Genomic DNA, 16,260 nt, shown 5'->3' with positions numbered 1-16,260 from the left:
CATCGTGAAGGGGATTGGCGGGGGGCGCAAGGGTGATGGGGGTCGCGGAGTGGGCGCTGGTGGGCGCGGCCGGCGGCGGAGCCGCCGAGTCCGCTGGGTTTGGTGAAGGAAGGAAGAAAGAAAGAGCGTGGCGGAGCCACGCCGTCGGACGACTCACGAAAAAGGCGGCTGGAGAGCCGCCTTTTTTGGTCGCCGGCCGGAATTCGCCGAGTCTCGAAATAGCTACGCTATTTCGTGCCGCCTTACTCGTAATCCCCACCCATGTTCTGGTTCCGCGGGGGCTGCGCCGCCGTGATCCGCAACGCTTCCGCCGATGCTGACAGCGAACCGATCACATCGGGCGTATCATCATCCTCGGCCTGGACCTTCTGCATGCCCAAAGTCATCGATTCGCGCAGGTCGGCCGGACGGATGGTCTGTTCGGCGATCTCGCGCAGCGCCACCACCGGGTTCTTGTCGCGGTCGCGATCGATGGTCAGTTCCGAACCCGACGAGATATTGCGGGCACGATGCGCGGCCAACAGCACCAGATCGAACCGGTTCGGCACCTTGTCGACGCAATCTTCTACAGTCACACGTGCCATGGGGATTGGCTCCGGAATCAAAATCGAATGAAGCGGTGCTGGTGACCAGTTGTGCCCGCAAAGTCAAGGAAATTGGCCGGCCGCCATCGTCGCAACCTTGACTCTGGCCATCCACCCCCCTAAGCCGCGCGCTTCGCGTTTGGCCCCACACCCCGGTGAAGTGGTGGCCCACGCCAGTGGCAATATATATTGTGGGCTGGCGCGGCGGGACCGGGAACAACGTCGTCGCAAAGCCAAGGACTCAACATGTCAAAGCGTTCCAACGCGAAATACAAGCTCGATCGCCGCATGGGCGAAAATATCTGGGGTCGTCCCAAGAGCCCGGTGAACAAGCGTGAATATGGCCCCGGCCAGCACGGCCAGCGCCGCAAGGGCAAGGTCAGCGATTTCGGCCTGCAGCTGCGCGCCAAGCAGAAGCTGAAGGGCTATTACGGCGACGTCACCGAAAAGCAGTTCCGCAAGGTCTATGCCGAAGCGGTGCGCATGAAGGGCGATACCTCGCAGAATCTGATCGGCCTGCTCGAACAGCGCCTCGACATCGCGGTGTACCGCGCCAAGTGGGCGCCGACGGTGTTTGCCGCCCGCCAGATCGTCAACCATGGCCATATCCTGGTCAACGGCCGCCGCTGCAACATCGGTTCGGCCCGCCTGAAGCCGGGTGACGTGATCGAGCTGGGCACCAAGGCCCGCGAAATGGCGCTGGTGCTGGAAGCGCAAGGCCTGTCCGAGCGCGACGTGCCGGAATATGTGTCCGTGGAAGGCCCGAAGGCCACCTATGTGCGCGTGCCCACGCTGGATGAAGTGCCGTACCCGGTGAAGATGGAACCGAACCTGGTCGTCGAATTCTACAGCCGCTGATCGCAGCGCCGCGAGCGCGCAGCGGGAACTGCTGCGCGCCGACAGGCGCAAGATCGGACGGCGAGCGAAAAGGGCGGCCCTAACAGGCCGCCCTTTTTGACTCGTCCGACGGCGTGGCTCCGCCACGCTCTTCCTTGCTTTTCTTTTTTGGCACGGAACGAGCGGACTCGGCGGCTTTGCCGCCGGCCGCGCCCGAAGCCGCCCCCGCCCCCTCAATACCCCGTCGGCGACACCGTGCGCCCGAGGAACTTCAACCGCGTGATCCACGTGTGCAATTCCAGCCCTGGCGTCGCATGGGTGGCGCCAGGATAGACCATCAGATCGAACGGTTTGTTGGCCCGCTGCAACGCCGACATCAGCGCGGTGGAATTTTCGAACACCACATTGTCATCGGCCATGCCGTGGATCAGCAGCAGCGGATCGGCGATCTTCGTTGCATCCCGCAGCGCACCCGACGTCTGATATGGCACCGGGTCTTTCGCCGGATTGCCCAGGTAACGCTCGGTATAGGCGGTGTCGTACAATTCCCAGCGCGTCACCGGCGCGCCGGCGATCCCGGCGGCAAACGCGCCCGGCGCGGCCTCCAGCAGTTTCAGCACCATGTAACCGCCATAGGACCAGCCGTTCACCGCCACCTTGTCGGCCTTGGCCCACGCCTGCTGCTTGACCCAGGCCAAAGCCTGCAACTGGTCGGCCACCTCGACGCTGCCCATGGCGCGATTGATCGGGTCTTCGAACGCCTTGCCGCGGTTGTTGCTGCCGCGATTGTCGAGCTGGAACACCGCCCAGCCGTGTTGCACCAGATATTGTTCGATCGGCGCCGGGAAGCGCTTCATCACATTCTGCGCGTGCGGCCCGCCATAGACCTGCATCAGCACCGGGAACGGGCCAGACCCCTTGGGCTTCAGCAGCCGCCAGTCCATGGCCTGGCCGTCGGTAGCGGTGAGTGTGCCAAATTCCGGCGCGATATGCGCGGCGAGATAGGGCGCATAGGGATGGCTGGCATCCAGCTTGTTCTCGATCAGCCAGGCCAGGCGCTTGCCGGCGCCATCGGCCAGCCACACCTGCGCCGGCTGGCGCGGGGTGGTGGAGGTGATGATCAGCCGCTGCCCGGCGGCATCCATCACGGCCTCGTGCCAGCCGCCCGGTGCCGTCAGCCGCACAGGCCTGGCCGCCGGTTTCTGCCAATCGAGGGCATAGACATGGCTTTCCAAGGTGGAATCGGCAAAGCCGGTGAACCATAGCCGGCCACGCTTCTCGTCGACACCGACCAGATCATCGACCACCCAGCGCCCGCTGGTCAGTTGCTGCGCCTGGCCATCGGCCAGCCGATAGAGGTGACGATAGCCGTCGCGTTCGCTGGCCCACAATATGCTGCCATCCTTCAGCGGGCGGAATGTGTCGTGCAGGTTGATCCAGGTCGCGCTGGTCTCGCTGTGGATGATCTTCGCCGCTCCGGTGGCCGGATCGACCGCCAAGATGTCCAGCCGTTTCTGGTCGCGCGGCAGCCGCTGCACATAAAGCGTCTTGCCATCGAGCGCCCAGGCGACGCGCGCCAGATAGATATCCTTGTCCGGCCCAAGATTGACCCGCACCTTGCCGCTGCCATCGGGGCTGATGACCCACAGCGACACATCGGCGTTGGCGGTGCCGGCGGCGGGATAGGCCTGGGTGAACAGCCGCGTGCCATCGGCGCCGATTGCGGCCCGCGTGACCTGGTTGACCGGCGTTTCATCGACGCGGGCGACCGCAATGCGGGCATCGGTGGGCGACCACCAATGGCCATCGAAGCGGCCCAATTCTTCCTGCGCGATGAATTCGGCCACGCCCCAGCGCACGTTGGCCTTGTTCTCACCGGCCACTTCGTGCGCCTGCGCGGTGGCCAGATCGGCGACAAACAACCGGCCATCGCGCACGAAGCTGGCATATGTGCCCTTGGGCGACAATTTGGCGTCGGTTTCGGTGTCCGGCGTCTGCGTCAGGCGCTGCACCTGGCCATCCAGGCCCGCGACCCACAGATCGCCATCCACGGGAACGAGCAGGCGCTTGCTGTCCGGCGCCCAGGCATAATCGGCGATGCCCTGCACATCGGCGATGCGCTGGCGTTCGCGGTTCATGCGCTCGGCTTCCGACAAGGGCCCGCCGGCCAGCCGGGTCGAATCCACCAGCATGCGCCGCGCGCCGGTGGCGGTATCCACCGCCCACAGATCGAAGCGCGCGCGATCATTGGGGCGGTTCTGCAACAAGGTCGCCAACCGGCCATCCGGCGACAATTTCAGCACGCGCGGCCGCGCGCCGGTCAGCGCCGGTGAGGCAAACACACGCTCAAGCGTGAGCGATGCCGATTGCTGTGCCATGGCCGTCCCCTGCGCCGTCACCAGCGCCACCGCCGCTGCTGTCCACCACTTGCCCGATCCCATGACATCGCCTCCCAAATCCCCGCCAATATGCCTCGTCAATGGCGGACACTTGCCGCACCGCCAAGTGCCTGCTAGCAGAAAGATCACAACGCGCTGTGCGTTGCCGTTTTTTGCTTGCTTCCGTCCTGCCAGCCATATGGCCTGGTGTTTGGCGGAACCGGACCGAAAACAGGCTGGAGCCGCTCGTCGGCCCGGCACCCAGTTGCAGGGATACGAATGAACGCTACACACCCCCAGGCTGACGCATCGCGCACCGCGCGTTGCACGGCTGACGGTGTTTTGGCGGCATCGCGCCCGTTTGCCGCTGTTTTTGCCTCTCGCCGGCCCGATGCCGGCTTTTTCATTTCGCGCTGTTCTGACGCCGCCCGTTTGCCGGGCTCGGGCGCATGGCTGCGCGCTACGGAGCATATTCATGTCATATCGCATGCTGATCGACGCCCGCCACCCGGAAGAAACACGGGTGGCCGTGGTCAATGGCCAACGCATCGAGGAATTTGATTTCGAATCAGCCGACAAACGTCAGCTGAAGGGCAACATCTACCTCGCCAAGGTCACCCGGGTCGAACCTTCGCTGCAAGCCGCGTTCGTCGAATATGGCGGCAATCGCCATGGCTTTCTGGCGTTTTCCGAAATCCACCCGGATTATTACCAGATCCCCAAGGAAGATCGCGAAGCCTTGCTGCGCGAAGAAGCCGAGCTGGCCGCCGACGATCATGGCCATGACGACGACGGCGATGAAAACGACGATGTGCTGGAAACCGGCGGGCAGCATGACGAGCCCACCGAATCGCTGCGCCGCAAGCGCATGGCGCTGCGCCGCCGTTACAAGATCCAGGAGGTCATCCGGCGCCGCCAGGTGATGCTGATCCAAGTGGTGAAGGAAGAGCGCGGATCGAAGGGCGCGGCGCTGACCACCTATTTGTCGCTCGCCGGCCGTTATTGCGTGCTGATGCCCAACACCGCGCACGGCGGCGGCATTTCGCGCAAGATTTCCAATCCGCAGGATCGCAAGCGCCTGAAGCAGATCATGGCTGATCTGCACCTGCCATCGGGCATGGGCGCCATCGTGCGCACCGCCGGCCTCAAGCGCGGTGCGGCCGACATCCGCCGCGATTTCGATTATCTGACCCGGCTGTGGGATGAAATCCGCGAAAAGACCCTGGCCAGCCAGGCTCCGGCGCTGATCCATGAAGACAGTGGCCTGATCAAGCGCGCCATCCGCGACATCTATACCCGCGATATCGAACAGGTGCTGGTGGAAGGCCGCGCCGGTTTCGATGCTGCGCACCGGTTCATGTCGATGCTGATGCCAAGCCACGCCGCCAAGGTGGTGGAATATCAAGGCACGGTGCCCTTGTTCCAACGCTTCGGGGTCGAAGGCCAGCTGGAGAGCATGTACCAGCCGGTCGTGCAGCTGAAATCCGGCGGCTATCTCGTCATCAACCCGACCGAAGCCCTGGTGTCGATCGACATCAACTCCGGCCGTTCGACCCGCGAATATGGCATCGAGGAAACCGCCACCAAGACCAATCTGGAAGCCGCCGACGAAATCGGCCGGCAGCTGCGCCTGCGTGACATGGCCGGTCTGGTGGTGATCGATTTCATCGACATGGAAAATGGCTCCAACGTCCGCAAGGTCGAAAAGGCCATGAAGGAGGCGCTGAAGAATGATCGCGCCCGCGTGCAGATCGGCCGCATCTCCAGCTTTGGCCTGATGGAAATGAGCCGGCAGCGCCTGCGCACCGGCATCCTCGAAGCCTCCACCCATATCTGCCCGATGTGCGAAGGCACCGGCATGGTGCGTTCGGTGGCGTCGGCTGCCCTGGCCGCCCTGCGCGCGCTGGAAGCCGAGGCCTTGCGTGGTCGCCACAGCGAATTGTCGCTGCGCGCCGGCGAGGAGGTTGCGGTCTATCTGCTCAATCGCAAGCGCATCGAGCTGGCCGAGCTGGAAGAGCTGTATGGCGTCGCCATCCTGACCCGCCCGGACGATGGCCTGATCGGACCGAATTTCGAGATCGATGCCGGCGGCCCGCCGCCATCGAAGCGCGTCGACATGGCGCCGCTGCCGGCCATCCAGAAAGTGGATGACGAACCGGAACCGGAAGACAGCGACGCCGACGGTGATGATGACCGCGATGGCGACCGTGATGGGGAAGAAGGCCGCGACGAAGGCGGCCGCGAAGATGGCAAGAGCGATGATCGGCGTGGCCGGCGCGGCCGCCGCCGGCGTGGCCGCGGCCGCCGCGAGGACGGCGAAGACAACAACGAAACCGCCAACGCCACCCCCGCCAATGCCGATTCTGCGGACGCGAATGAAGCGGGCGATGATTCGGGTGAAGCCGACGACGGCAGCGATGCCGACGGTGATGACCAGGGCGACAATGGTGACGCCAACGGTTCGCGCCGCAAGCGCCGCCGCCGTGGCCGTCGCGGCCGCCGCGGCACCGCCGAGCGCACGGCGGATGCAGCTGGGGATGGCGCTGGCGAAGACGCCAGCGACACCGCGCCCGTGGCGGAACCGGTTGCCGAAACCGCGCCCGAAGCTTTGGCCGAAGTGCCGGCCAAGCCGAAGCGCAGCCGCCGCAAGCCCGCCGCCGAAAGCGCAGACGTCGCCGTGGAAATCGCCAAGCCGGTTCCAGCAGCGCCAGAGGCCGTGATCGACACACCGGCATCCAAGCCGGCCCGATCGCGCCGCAAGAAGGCTGATGCGGCCCCGGAAGCGGCTGTTGAAGCGATTGTTGAAGCGCCCGCACCGGAACTGCCGGTGATCGCCGCCGCGCCGGAACCGGAAGCCGTTGCCGCTCCGAAGCGCAGCCGCCGCAAGAAGGCCGATGCACCGGCAGCAGACGCGCCAGCCGAAGCGCCGGCTGCCGCCATCGCCGAGCCGGTCACAACCGAAGCTGCACCCGTGCCGGAGCCTGCGCCTGTGGCCGAAGAACCAGCCCAACCGGCGCCGGCACCGCGCAAGGGCTGGTGGCAGCGCACGTTCGGAACCGAATGATCGCGCTCGCCAGGGCCATGCCCAACTTGCGCTAACGCCGGCCAAAGAAAGCCTTGCTCCCCCCCTGCCGCCGGGTGCGGCAAGGGGGGACATGGATGATCCCAACCTGAACGGCCGCGTGATTCTGGTCGGTGCCGGCCCCGGTGCCGCTGATCTGTTGACCATGCGGGCCGTGCGGGCGCTGGCTTCAGCCGATGTCGTGGTGCACGACGGGCTGGTCGGCCCCGATATCATGGCGCTGATCCCGCCCGCCGCCCGCCGCATCGGCGTCGCCAAGCGCCGGGCGCGCCACACGCTGCCGCAAGACCAGATCGGCGCGCTGCTGGTCGCCGAAGCCCTGGCCGGCAACATCGTGGTGCGGCTGAAAGGCGGCGATCCCTTCATCTTCGGCCGCGGCGGTGAGGAAGTGGTGGCCTGTCAGGCCGCCGGCGTGCCGGTGGAAGCCATTCCCGGCATTTCCGCCGCCAATGGCGCGGCGGCGTCGCTGCTGCTGCCGCTCACCCACCGCGATCATGCCTCGATCGTCAGTTTCGTCGCCGGCGAATGCCGCGGCCTGGCCGATCAGGACTGGGCCGGCCTCGCCGGCAAGGGCCGCACGCTGGTGATCTACATGGGCCTGGCCGGCGCCGCCGCCATTGCCGACAAGTTGATGGCCGACGGCCTCGCCCCCGAAACGCCGGTCGCGGTGATCGAGCGCGCCACCCAGGCCGGGGAGCGCATGGTGACGTCGCTGCTGGCCGATCTCGGCGATCTGGTGGCGCGCGAAGCCATCGAATCGCCGGCACTGATCATCGTTGGTGATGTCGCCACATTGCCGGCCAAAGCACTTGCTCTTGCAAAGGAAATCCCATGCCCCGTATATTGACCGGCAACCGGCTGGAAACCGGCGATGTGCTGTGGTGGACTGGCAATGACTGGAGCCTGCACCTGAACGACGCTGTGGCGGTGGGCGACGAAGCCGATGCGCTGGTCGCGCGCCTGATCGCCGAAGAGCGCATCAACGACGTGGTGCTGGTCGATGTGGATGCCACCGATGGCGGCTGGCGCCCGCGTTCCACGCGCGAACGCGTGCGCGCTGTCGGCCCCAGTGTACGCCCTGATTTTGCCCTGCCCTCCCTGCCTGTGGACGCGATCTGATGTACAAATACGACGAATATGATCAGGCCATTGTCGATGCCCGCGTCGAGGAATTTCGCGATCAGGTGCAGCGCCGGCTGAACAATGAAATCAGCGAGGACGCCTTCAAGCCGCTGCGGCTGATGAACGGCCTCTATCTGCAGCTGCACGCCTATATGCTGCGCGTCGCCATCCCCTATGGCACGCTGAGTTCGCGGCAATTGCGCATGCTGGCCCATATCGCCCGGCGCTATGATCGTGGCTATGCCCACTTCACCACGCGCCAGAATCTGCAATACAACTGGATGAAGCTGGAAGAGACGCCCGATCTGCTCGCCGATCTCGCCAGCGTGGAAATGCATGCCTTCCAGACCAGCGGCAATTGCATCCGCAACATCAGTTCCGATCAATTCGCCGGCGCCGCCGCCGATGAAATCGCCGATCCGCGCCCCTATGCCGAGTTGTTGCGGCAATGGTCCACGCTGCACCCGGAATTTTCCTTCCTGCCGCGCAAGTTCAAGATCGCCGTCACCGGTTCCAGCATTGATCGTGCCGCCATCCAGCTGCACGACATCGGCCTGCAACTGGTGCGCAATGAAACGGGCGAGATCGGGATGAAGGTGCTGGTGGGTGGCGGCATGGGCCGCACGCCGTTGCTGGCGCATGTCATCCGCGAATTTCTGCCGATGGCTGACTATCTCAGCTACATGGAAGCGATTTTGCGGGTCTATAATCGCCACGGCCGGCGCGACAATATCTACAAGGCGCGCATCAAGATTTTGGTGAACGATTTGGGTCCGGCGGAATTCACCGCGCAGGTTGAGGCCGAATGGGCGCAGATGAAGCCGCTCGGCCTTGATGCGCCGGCCGCCGAACTGGCGCGCATCGTGGCACAATTCGCCCCGCCCGCGCTCGATGCCGACGCGCCGACCGAGATTGATCTGTCGAACGCCGATTTCGCCAATTGGGTGGCGGTGAACACGCACCCGCACAAGGTGCCCGGCCATGCCATCGTCACCATCAGCCTGAAGGCGCCCGGCGAAATCCCCGGTGATGCCTCCGCCGATCAGATGGACCTGATCGCCGATCTCGCCGAGCGACTGGCAGGCGATGAAATCCGCGTCACCCATGCGCAGAATCTGGTGCTGCCGCATGTGCGGCGCGCCGATCTGTTCGTGCTGTGGCAGGCGCTGGTGGGGGCTGGCCTTGCCAGCGCCAATCTCGATCGCGCGTCCGACATCATTGCCTGCCCCGGCCTCGATTATTGCACGCTGGCCAATGCCCGCTCCATCCCGATCGCGCAGAAGCTGGCCGTGAAGCTGGCGCCTCAGGAAGCCGATCTTGGTGAGCTGAAGATCAAGATTTCCGGTTGCATCAACGCCTGTGGGCACCACCATGCCGGCCACATCGGCATATTGGGCGTCGATCGCAAGGGCGACGAGAATTACCAGCTGCTGCTTGGCGGTTCCGGTGCCGAAGATGCCAGCCTGGCCAAGATCCTCGGCCCCGGTTTCGATGAAGACGGCATTGTCGTCGCCGTCGAAAAGGTCGTCGATTGCTACAAGGCGCTGCGCAGCGACCCGGCCGAACGCCTGCTCGACACCTACCGCCGCGTTGGCGCCGCCCCGTTCAAGGAGGCCGTATATGGCTGATTCCAATCTGCTGCGCCTGCGTGATGATGCGGAGCATAGCTCTGCGGCGGTCGCGCTGGCCGATCACCAACAGGGTGATACGGCGGTGCAATTGGCCCCCGCCGACGATGCCCGCGCGCTGATCCCGCACCTGGCCACGCTGCACCGCATCGACATCGTGTTTCCCAAATTCCGCGATGGCCGCGGCTTCAGCAGCGCCCGCATCCTGCGTGAAGCCGGCTTCAAGGGCGAAATCCGCGCCGTTGGTGATCTCAAGATCGATCAGCTCGGCTTTCTGGTCCGCGCCGGGTTCGATGCCGTGCGGTCCGATCTGGCGTTCGATCCCGCCGTGGTGGCCCGCACGCTGCAGCGCTTCGCCCATGTTTATATGAAGGCCGCCGATGGCCGTCAGCCGGTCTGGGCGCTGCGCGGTGCCTGAGGCCGCCCTGCAGCGCGTGGTGGACAGCATCGACACCGCGCCGCTGTTCACGGCGGCCGATGTCGAACGGCTGACGGCGCACTATGCCGCCGTGCCGGCGCAGGACATGCTGGCCGACCTGATCTTGGGCGAGCTCAGCGGGCGCGTTGCGGTGGTCTCCTCCTTCGGCAGCGAATCGGCGGTGCTGCTCGATCTGGTCGCCTCGGCCAGCAAGGATGTGCCGGCCATCTTCATCAATACGCAGAAGATTTTCGGCGAGACGCTGGCCTATCGCGACACGCTGGCCGAACAGCTGGGTTTCACCGATCTGCGCGTCTATCGCCCCGATCCGCGCCTGCTGGCGCAAAAGGACGCGACCAGCACGCGCTGGCGCTATGATGCCGATGGCTGCTGCGATTTGCGCAAGGTGGAACCGCTGCGCCGCGCGCTGGCGCCGTTCGGGGCCTGGATTTCCGGCCGCAAGGCCTATCAGGGCCGCTCCCGCGCCGCGCTGCCGCGCTTCGAGATCGACGAAGGCCGGCTGAAGATCAATCCCTTCGCCGATTGGTCCCGCGAAGCCGTGGACGCGGCCTTTGCCGCCCGCAACCTGCCGCTCCACCCGCTCGAATCGCAAGGCTACCCGTCCGTCGGCTGCGTCCCCTGCACCGCCAAAGTCCTCCCCGGCCAAGACCCCCGCGCCGGCCGCTGGCCCGGCCTCGACAAGACCGAATGCGGGATTCACCGGCCGGCGATCTGATCGCGTTTCATGGCAGCTGCGCAATGCCGCAGGCCGCCAACCAATCGGCAATGGCGTCATAATCGGCCGGCGGCCTGGTGGCGTCAGCAGGATCGCCCTTGGGCACAAAGATCACCATGCCTTGCCGCGCCCGAGTGAGCAGCACGCGATAGGCGTTTTTTACGTAATCGGCGCGGCCGAAGCCGCTGTCACGCGTGCTGATCTGCTGCCATTTGGTGCCTTTGAACTGGCGGGCCTGCCAGCCTTGTGCTGTACGGCGATAGTTCAGATCCCAGGCCACCCCGGTCCAATCCAGTTCCAGCCCCTGAACCGCAAATTCGGTGGCCGCATCCTCCAGCGCATTGGAGGCGCGGACATCATCGTTGCCGTTGAGGAACCAGTGGCAGACATCGATTGGCGCCTTCACGTGCAGGCCTTCGGGCTTCAGCCGCAAGGCGTTGGAACTGGCGAGCAGGCCGGCACGTTCCCCGGCACGGCGTTGCGCGCGCAGCCAGCGGCGCGCGGTGGCGAGATCACGGGTTTGCCAGATCGGGAACTGGACCGGATCGGGCCGCAGCGCGGTTGCCGCGGGCGCATCCTCGGCCAGCAGCGCCGCGACATAGGACGAAACACGATCCGTCCGGAACGAGCGCACGGAGACTGCGAGATGGAGGCCCGCATCCACCACCGCGCCGCGCTGGGTCAGGTGCCATTGCATCGCGCCATCGATGGAGCCATCGTTGGCAAGCAGGTGCGGTGGCAGGAAAGTCTGCCAGTGCCGAAGATCGGCCTGCAGGGCGCGTAGCCATTCGCCAACGCCGGCTTCGCCACGGTTGATCTCCTGCCCTTCGCCGATCAGGCAGACCACGACACACCAATCTGGCCGCCGGTCCATGACCGAAAGCAGGAAGGCAGGCTCGGATTGGTCAAAGCCCGGTTGTCCTTTCTTGCGGCGCATGAAGTCGCTGGTCATGGCGCGATCCCATGCGCGCTGCGCTTCGTCGAAGATCACGACATGCTCCGGTGGCAGCTGGTCCGGCGCCAGATATTCATCGCGGAAATGATGGACATTCTGGATGAAGGTATCGGGCTCACGCGCCTGAACAATTCGGGCTTCCGGCAGATTGGGCACCGCATGGTTTCGCTTGCTGTCGCGGCGCAGGGCCTCTTGCAGAACTTCTACCAGCGGGCCGTTGCCGGACAGGAACACGGCGTGTTCATCTGGATGGTCAGGGTCGCGCTGGCAGGCAAGATTGAGACCAGCCAGTGTCTTGCCGGCGCCCGGGACCCCGGTCACGAAGCAGATGGCCTTATGGAGGCCTGAGCGTGCATGATCCACCACGCGCGCTATCGCGACCGCCGTGCGCGACAGATTCTCGGCCCCGGCTTCAGACCGCGAAATTTCGGTCACGTCATGGCCAGCATACAGGGCCTCGGCAGCTTCGATGATGTTGGGTGTGGGGCGATAGGCGCCATCGGCCCATGCCAATGCATCAACATGTGGGCCATCGCCAGTCGCCAACAAACGCCGGACGCTCAACAGAACATCATCCGGCGCCAACAGCAGGGGTTCATGCACCCGGTCGGGAGCCCAGAATCCCAGGCCAATCTGCTGTGGCGGCGCTTCGCTGCTGATCAGGATCGGCACGATCGGCTTGTCATGGCTGGTGACATGGAAATTCTTGAGATCAAGCGCATAGCCATGTGCCTGTTCGATGGCGTGCCGGGCAAAGCCGCGTTCCCCCACCTTGTATTCCAGTACAAGGATCAGCGGACCGGCGATGATCACCGCATCAGCGCGCCGGCCCATGCGCGGGATGGCAAATTCCATGAAGATATGGCTACCGGGCAGCTCATCGGCCAGCGACTGCAAATGGCGGATCGTGAACTTCCACGCTTCGATCTGCGCCAGTTCAGCTGCAAACTGTGTTCGCGTCGCCAGTTCACCCAAGAGCCGATCCGGGTGCAAGGCGGCAAAGATTTCGGCAGGCGCATCGGCCCAGGCGCGTTTCATCGGCCCAGGCTGCCAGGCACGAACCCGCCCCGCAAACGAAAAAGGGCGGCCCTTTCGGGCCGCCCTTTCGCGTTTCTGGCTATACGCCTCAGATCTTGGCGCGGATGCCCATGAAGTAATAGCGGCCGATGCCCGACACCGGATAGGCCGACGACGAGATATAGGGCAGCGCGTTGGTGAGGTTGTTGACGCCACCATAGACGCTGAAGCGATCGCCGATCACGTCCACGTTGAAGCTGGCGCTGTGGATCCAGTAATCCGGGGCGAAGCCGGCCGGGCCGAATTCGGCGGCGGCACGTTCGATTTCGATCGCCGACGCAGCCGCCGTCGATTGGATATACTGGACGTTGTAGCCCACGGTCACCTTGCCGCGGTTGTAGGTGATGTTGCCCACGCCCGACCATTCCGGCACCGAAAGTTCACGCAGCGCCGGGTTGCCCAGCGTCGGATCGCGCGGATCGAAGAAGCGGTTCACCTTCTCCGTCCAGTTGCCGTTCACGCCGATGGTGAAGTTGTTCTTTTCCCACAGCTTGAAACGATAGTTCACCGAGAAATCGATGCCCGAGGTTTCGATGCGGGCAAAGTTCAGCGAACGCACATCCAGATTGCGGAACCCGAACAGCGCCGGCTGCGTGATGGCTGTCGCCCCAGGTGTGGTCGGGGCAACACGCTGGAACAGCGAGCAGAACTGGTTGGGGAAGCTGGTATCATAGCAGGTGTTGACGATGGTTTGCGCCGGGATCGTCTGGATCGCATTGGCGATCTTGATCGAATAATAATCGACGCTCGCCGTGAAGCCCCGCAGGAAGGTCGGCTGGAACACCGAACCGATGGTGAAGGTGGTGGCGGTTTCTTCCTGCAGATCGGGATTGCCGCCGCTGGTGCCACCGAAACGGCCGGTGAGCGGATCGCTGTAGCCGTTGATGAACGTCGTCGGGTTGGCGATGCCGAGCGCCGTCGCCGCCGCAATGCAATTCGCCTTGCGGATCGGCGTGGCATTCTGGTTGACGACATCGCACGGGTCAGACGGGCGGAAGGTGGTGCCCTGCGCCGGATCGAACAATTCGGCAATGTTCGGCGCGCGGATGGCCCGCGCATAGGTGCCGCGGAACTTCAGATCCTTCACCGGCGCCCAGGTGCCGCTGACATTCCAGGTGAAGGCGCCGCCCACCGTGGAATAATCGGCATAACGACCGGCCGCCGCGACGGTCAACTCCTGCGCGAAGGCTTCGTCCTTCAGGATCGGCAGCTTGATTTCGCCGAACACTTCCTTGACGTCGAAGGAGCCGCCGGCATTGCGCGTGCGGTTGGTCGGATCGAAGATCAGCGACTGGTTGGTGGAGACATCGCCGATGAAGCGACCGACCAGATTGGCCGGGCCGGTTTGCGGAATGGTGCCAAGCACCAGCGGATCGAACAGCGAGGTGGACTTTTCCTTGCGATATTCGCCGCCGGCCGCGAACTGCACGGCGCCGCCCGGCAGGTTGAAGAAGCCGCCGGTATCGCCGGTGAACAGCAGGGTGAACACCGTCTGCTCCAGCTGCGACCGGTTGGTCGTCGGCGTGGTGATCCAGTTCACCGCTGCCTGGCTGATTGAATTGGCGCCGGCCAGGATGTTGGCCGGTACGCAGGTGCCATCGCCGGGGCGGAAGGTGAAGAAGCCGGGCGCGATGACCGGGAAGGATTCCGAACCGGGATAGGGCGTCGTGTTGCCGGTGGATACACGGCACACCGGCTGGTTGTTGGGCCCGCGCACCACATCGAGCGCGGCGAACAAGCGGTCATACAGCACGCTGTTGGAGAAGGTGACGGCATTGTCGGTGCGGCCATAATTGCCGACGAACTCATAGCTGAGATGCGGGGTCAGCTCGCCGCGCAGGCCGCCGACGAGGCGATAGGTTTGCCGCAGCGTTGAGGTGATGCCCGGCCCCAGATCGGTCATGTCGCGCGACACGCGCAGGCCGCCCGCCAGGTTGGATTGCGCCTGCAAGGCCGCCGGCGTGAAGGGATTGTCCGGAAAGATCAGCAGCGAATCATAGAATGAGTTGTACGAGCTGCGGTTGATCGAGGTGTTGCGCGCATATTTGGCATCGATGAACACTTCGGCTGCCGGCGAGAATTCATAGTTGAAGCGCAGATTGGCGTAGGCGCGCTGCGACCCCGGGATCAGCGAGGCTGCGTTCACCCGTTCCGGCGCGCCATCGCCGCCGAACTGGTTCTGGCTGGTCGAAATGATGCCATCCTGGAAGATCCGCACGCCGCCATCGGGTGTCGAGACATAGCAGCCGCCGCCACCAAAGCCGGTCCAGCCGGTGTAGGATTCATTGCAGTCGGCAACGCCGTTGTTGTTGAGATCGGTGGTGAAGCGGGCAAAATCCGCGCGGAAGATCAGGCCCGCATTCGACGAAATGCCGAAGGTCGGCTGCGCGGCGATCACGAAGCTCGATGCACCGGCGGCGCGGGCCATCAGCGCCGATTCGGCCGCCGTGGGCGTCACACCCGGGAACAGCGTGGCGAATTGCGCCGTCGTCGGAATGGCGTTGCCGAAGCTGATGCGACTGGTGCGCGGGCCGGGGCCGCCAACACGGTAATAGTTGGCGAAATTCGGCATCGTGGAAGCCACGATGTCACCCTTCTGGAAGCGGCGCGCCGGGTTCTGATAGGTGGTCGAATTGTTGCCGCGGCCGTTGTCACGTGTGGCGTCACGGTCGCTGAACAGGATTTCCTCTTCCTTGGCATAGCCAGCGGAGAAGGTGATGTTACCACGGCCATCGGCGAAATTCTTGCCCCAGGTGCCGTCGATACGATAGGTCTTGCCGTCGCCTTCATCCGAAAGACCGAACTGGGCATCGAGGCTGAGGCCCTGGAAATTCTTTTTCAGGACATAGTTGACCACGCCGGTGACCGCGTCTGCGCCATAGACGGCCGAAGCACCGCCGGTCAGCACGTCCACCCGATCGATCAGGGCGCGCGGAATCGACGCCACGTCCACCGTCTGGCTGCCGGCCACGCCCGATACGTGGCGATAGCCATCGACCAGCACCAGCGTGCGGTTGGCACCCAACTGGCGCAGGCTCAGCGTCGCCTGGCCGCGGCCGCCAGCGCCGCGCTCGATCGAATCGGCGACCGTGCCCGATGCCAGCAGTGCGGGGATCTGGCGCAGCGTGGCGGTGGGATCATTATTGCCCAGGGCCTGCAACTGCGCCGAATCAACCGACGTGATCGGCAGCGAAGAGGTCTCGTTCGGGCTGGCCTTCAGGCGCGAACCGGTAACCACCAGTTCTTCGGCCGCGGTTTCCGCTGCCGCTGTGGTCTGGTCTTGCGCCAGTGCAGCCGTGGCAATCGAACCAGCCAGCACCGAGCCGGCCAGCAGCAGCATCTTCTTCATCAGCACGATTTTGCCCCTATCACGTGAATTGCGGCACTTTTGTTGCGCCGCAATGATGTCGTGACAACAGGGCAAACCGCGTATTCGCGTTAGG

General features: G+C 64.6%; 11 protein-coding genes. 7 read left to right on the top strand and 4 right to left on the bottom strand.

Features of this window, described 5'->3' with window-relative positions; all coding sequences use genetic code 11:
• Positions 1 to 242 precede the first annotated feature (242 nt).
• Positions 243 to 584, bottom strand: a complete 342-nt coding sequence (rpoZ, locus tag AC6UUM_RS02400) for a DNA-directed RNA polymerase subunit omega (protein WP_500803757.1) — start codon at positions 582 to 584, stop codon at positions 243 to 245.
• A 246-nt stretch (positions 585 to 830) separates the two neighbouring features.
• On the opposite strand from rpoZ, the gene rpsD reads away from it, so the two are divergent.
• Entirely contained in the window at positions 831 to 1,442 is a 612-nt protein-coding gene (gene rpsD, locus AC6UUM_RS02395; protein ID WP_500803756.1) for a 30S ribosomal protein S4, read from the top strand.
• A 212-nt stretch (positions 1,443 to 1,654) separates the two neighbouring features.
• Here rpsD and AC6UUM_RS02390 read toward each other — a convergent pair whose 3' ends face one another.
• Positions 1,655 to 3,862, bottom strand: coding sequence for a S9 family peptidase (locus tag AC6UUM_RS02390; protein WP_500803755.1), 2,208 nt, complete (start codon positions 3,860 to 3,862; stop codon positions 1,655 to 1,657).
• Positions 3,863 to 4,274: 412 nt separating this feature from the next.
• Between AC6UUM_RS02390 and AC6UUM_RS02385 the strand changes: the two genes are divergently transcribed.
• From AC6UUM_RS02385 to AC6UUM_RS02360, 6 genes are all read left to right on the top strand, one after another.
• The gene (locus tag AC6UUM_RS02385; protein ID WP_500803754.1) at positions 4,275 to 6,863 is read left to right on the top strand and encodes an Rne/Rng family ribonuclease; all 2,589 of its coding nucleotides are present in this window, start codon (positions 4,275 to 4,277) and stop codon (positions 6,861 to 6,863) included.
• Positions 6,864 to 6,954: 91 nt separating this feature from the next.
• Positions 6,955 to 7,728, top strand: coding sequence for a uroporphyrinogen-III C-methyltransferase (gene cobA, locus AC6UUM_RS02380; RefSeq protein WP_500803753.1), 774 nt, complete (start codon positions 6,955 to 6,957; stop codon positions 7,726 to 7,728).
• Entirely contained in the window at positions 7,713 to 8,000 is a 288-nt protein-coding gene (locus AC6UUM_RS02375) for a DUF2849 domain-containing protein (protein ID WP_500803752.1), read from the top strand. The genes cobA and AC6UUM_RS02375 overlap by 16 nt, the downstream gene beginning before the upstream one ends.
• A complete protein-coding gene (locus AC6UUM_RS02370) occupies positions 8,000 to 9,631 on the top strand; it encodes a nitrite/sulfite reductase (protein WP_500803751.1) in 1,632 nt (543 codons plus the stop codon). Before AC6UUM_RS02375 ends, AC6UUM_RS02370 begins: the two co-directional genes overlap by 1 nt.
• Complete coding sequence (locus AC6UUM_RS02365) at positions 9,624 to 10,049, top strand: DUF934 domain-containing protein (RefSeq protein WP_500803750.1); 426 nt, start codon at positions 9,624 to 9,626, stop codon at positions 10,047 to 10,049. Before AC6UUM_RS02370 ends, AC6UUM_RS02365 begins: the two co-directional genes overlap by 8 nt.
• Positions 10,042 to 10,785 carry a phosphoadenylyl-sulfate reductase gene (locus AC6UUM_RS02360; protein ID WP_500803749.1) on the top strand — a complete coding sequence of 248 codons (744 nt, stop codon included), beginning with the start codon at positions 10,042 to 10,044 and terminating at the stop codon, positions 10,783 to 10,785. Before AC6UUM_RS02365 ends, AC6UUM_RS02360 begins: the two co-directional genes overlap by 8 nt.
• A 7-nt stretch (positions 10,786 to 10,792) precedes the next feature.
• Here the strand turns inward: AC6UUM_RS02360 and AC6UUM_RS02355 are convergent, their stop codons facing one another.
• Together AC6UUM_RS02355 and AC6UUM_RS02350 are read right to left on the bottom strand one after the other, a co-directional pair.
• Complete coding sequence (locus AC6UUM_RS02355; RefSeq protein ID WP_500803748.1) at positions 10,793 to 12,778, bottom strand: DUF2075 domain-containing protein; 1,986 nt, start codon at positions 12,776 to 12,778, stop codon at positions 10,793 to 10,795.
• 88 nt (positions 12,779 to 12,866) lie between these two features.
• Entirely contained in the window at positions 12,867 to 16,166 is a 3,300-nt protein-coding gene (locus tag AC6UUM_RS02350; protein WP_500804886.1) for a TonB-dependent receptor domain-containing protein, read from the bottom strand.
• Positions 16,167 to 16,260 lie beyond the last annotated feature (94 nt).

This window comes from Sandarakinorhabdus sp. (assembly GCF_987265915.1).
This window is presented reverse-complemented; position numbering and strand designations above follow the sequence as displayed.

What these genes read in the sequence shown, in the direction of transcription:
- rpoZ (WP_500803757.1), bottom strand. Translation starts at nt 584, where the DNA reads ATGGCACGTGTGACTGTAGAAGATTGCGTCGACAAGGTGCCGAACCGG.
- rpsD (WP_500803756.1), top strand. Translation starts at nt 831, where the DNA reads ATGTCAAAGCGTTCCAACGCGAAATACAAGCTCGATCGCCGCATGGGC.
- AC6UUM_RS02390 (WP_500803755.1), bottom strand. Translation starts at nt 3,862, where the DNA reads ATGGGATCGGGCAAGTGGTGGACAGCAGCGGCGGTGGCGCTGGTGACG.
- AC6UUM_RS02385 (WP_500803754.1), top strand. Translation starts at nt 4,275, where the DNA reads ATGTCATATCGCATGCTGATCGACGCCCGCCACCCGGAAGAAACACGG.
- cobA (WP_500803753.1), top strand. Translation starts at nt 6,955, where the DNA reads ATGGATGATCCCAACCTGAACGGCCGCGTGATTCTGGTCGGTGCCGGC.
- AC6UUM_RS02375 (WP_500803752.1), top strand. Translation starts at nt 7,713, where the DNA reads ATGCCCCGTATATTGACCGGCAACCGGCTGGAAACCGGCGATGTGCTG.
- AC6UUM_RS02370 (WP_500803751.1), top strand. Translation starts at nt 8,000, where the DNA reads ATGTACAAATACGACGAATATGATCAGGCCATTGTCGATGCCCGCGTC.
- AC6UUM_RS02365 (WP_500803750.1), top strand. Translation starts at nt 9,624, where the DNA reads ATGGCTGATTCCAATCTGCTGCGCCTGCGTGATGATGCGGAGCATAGC.
- AC6UUM_RS02355 (WP_500803748.1), bottom strand. Translation starts at nt 12,778, where the DNA reads ATGAAACGCGCCTGGGCCGATGCGCCTGCCGAAATCTTTGCCGCCTTG.
- AC6UUM_RS02350 (WP_500804886.1), bottom strand. Translation starts at nt 16,166, where the DNA reads ATGAAGAAGATGCTGCTGCTGGCCGGCTCGGTGCTGGCTGGTTCGATT.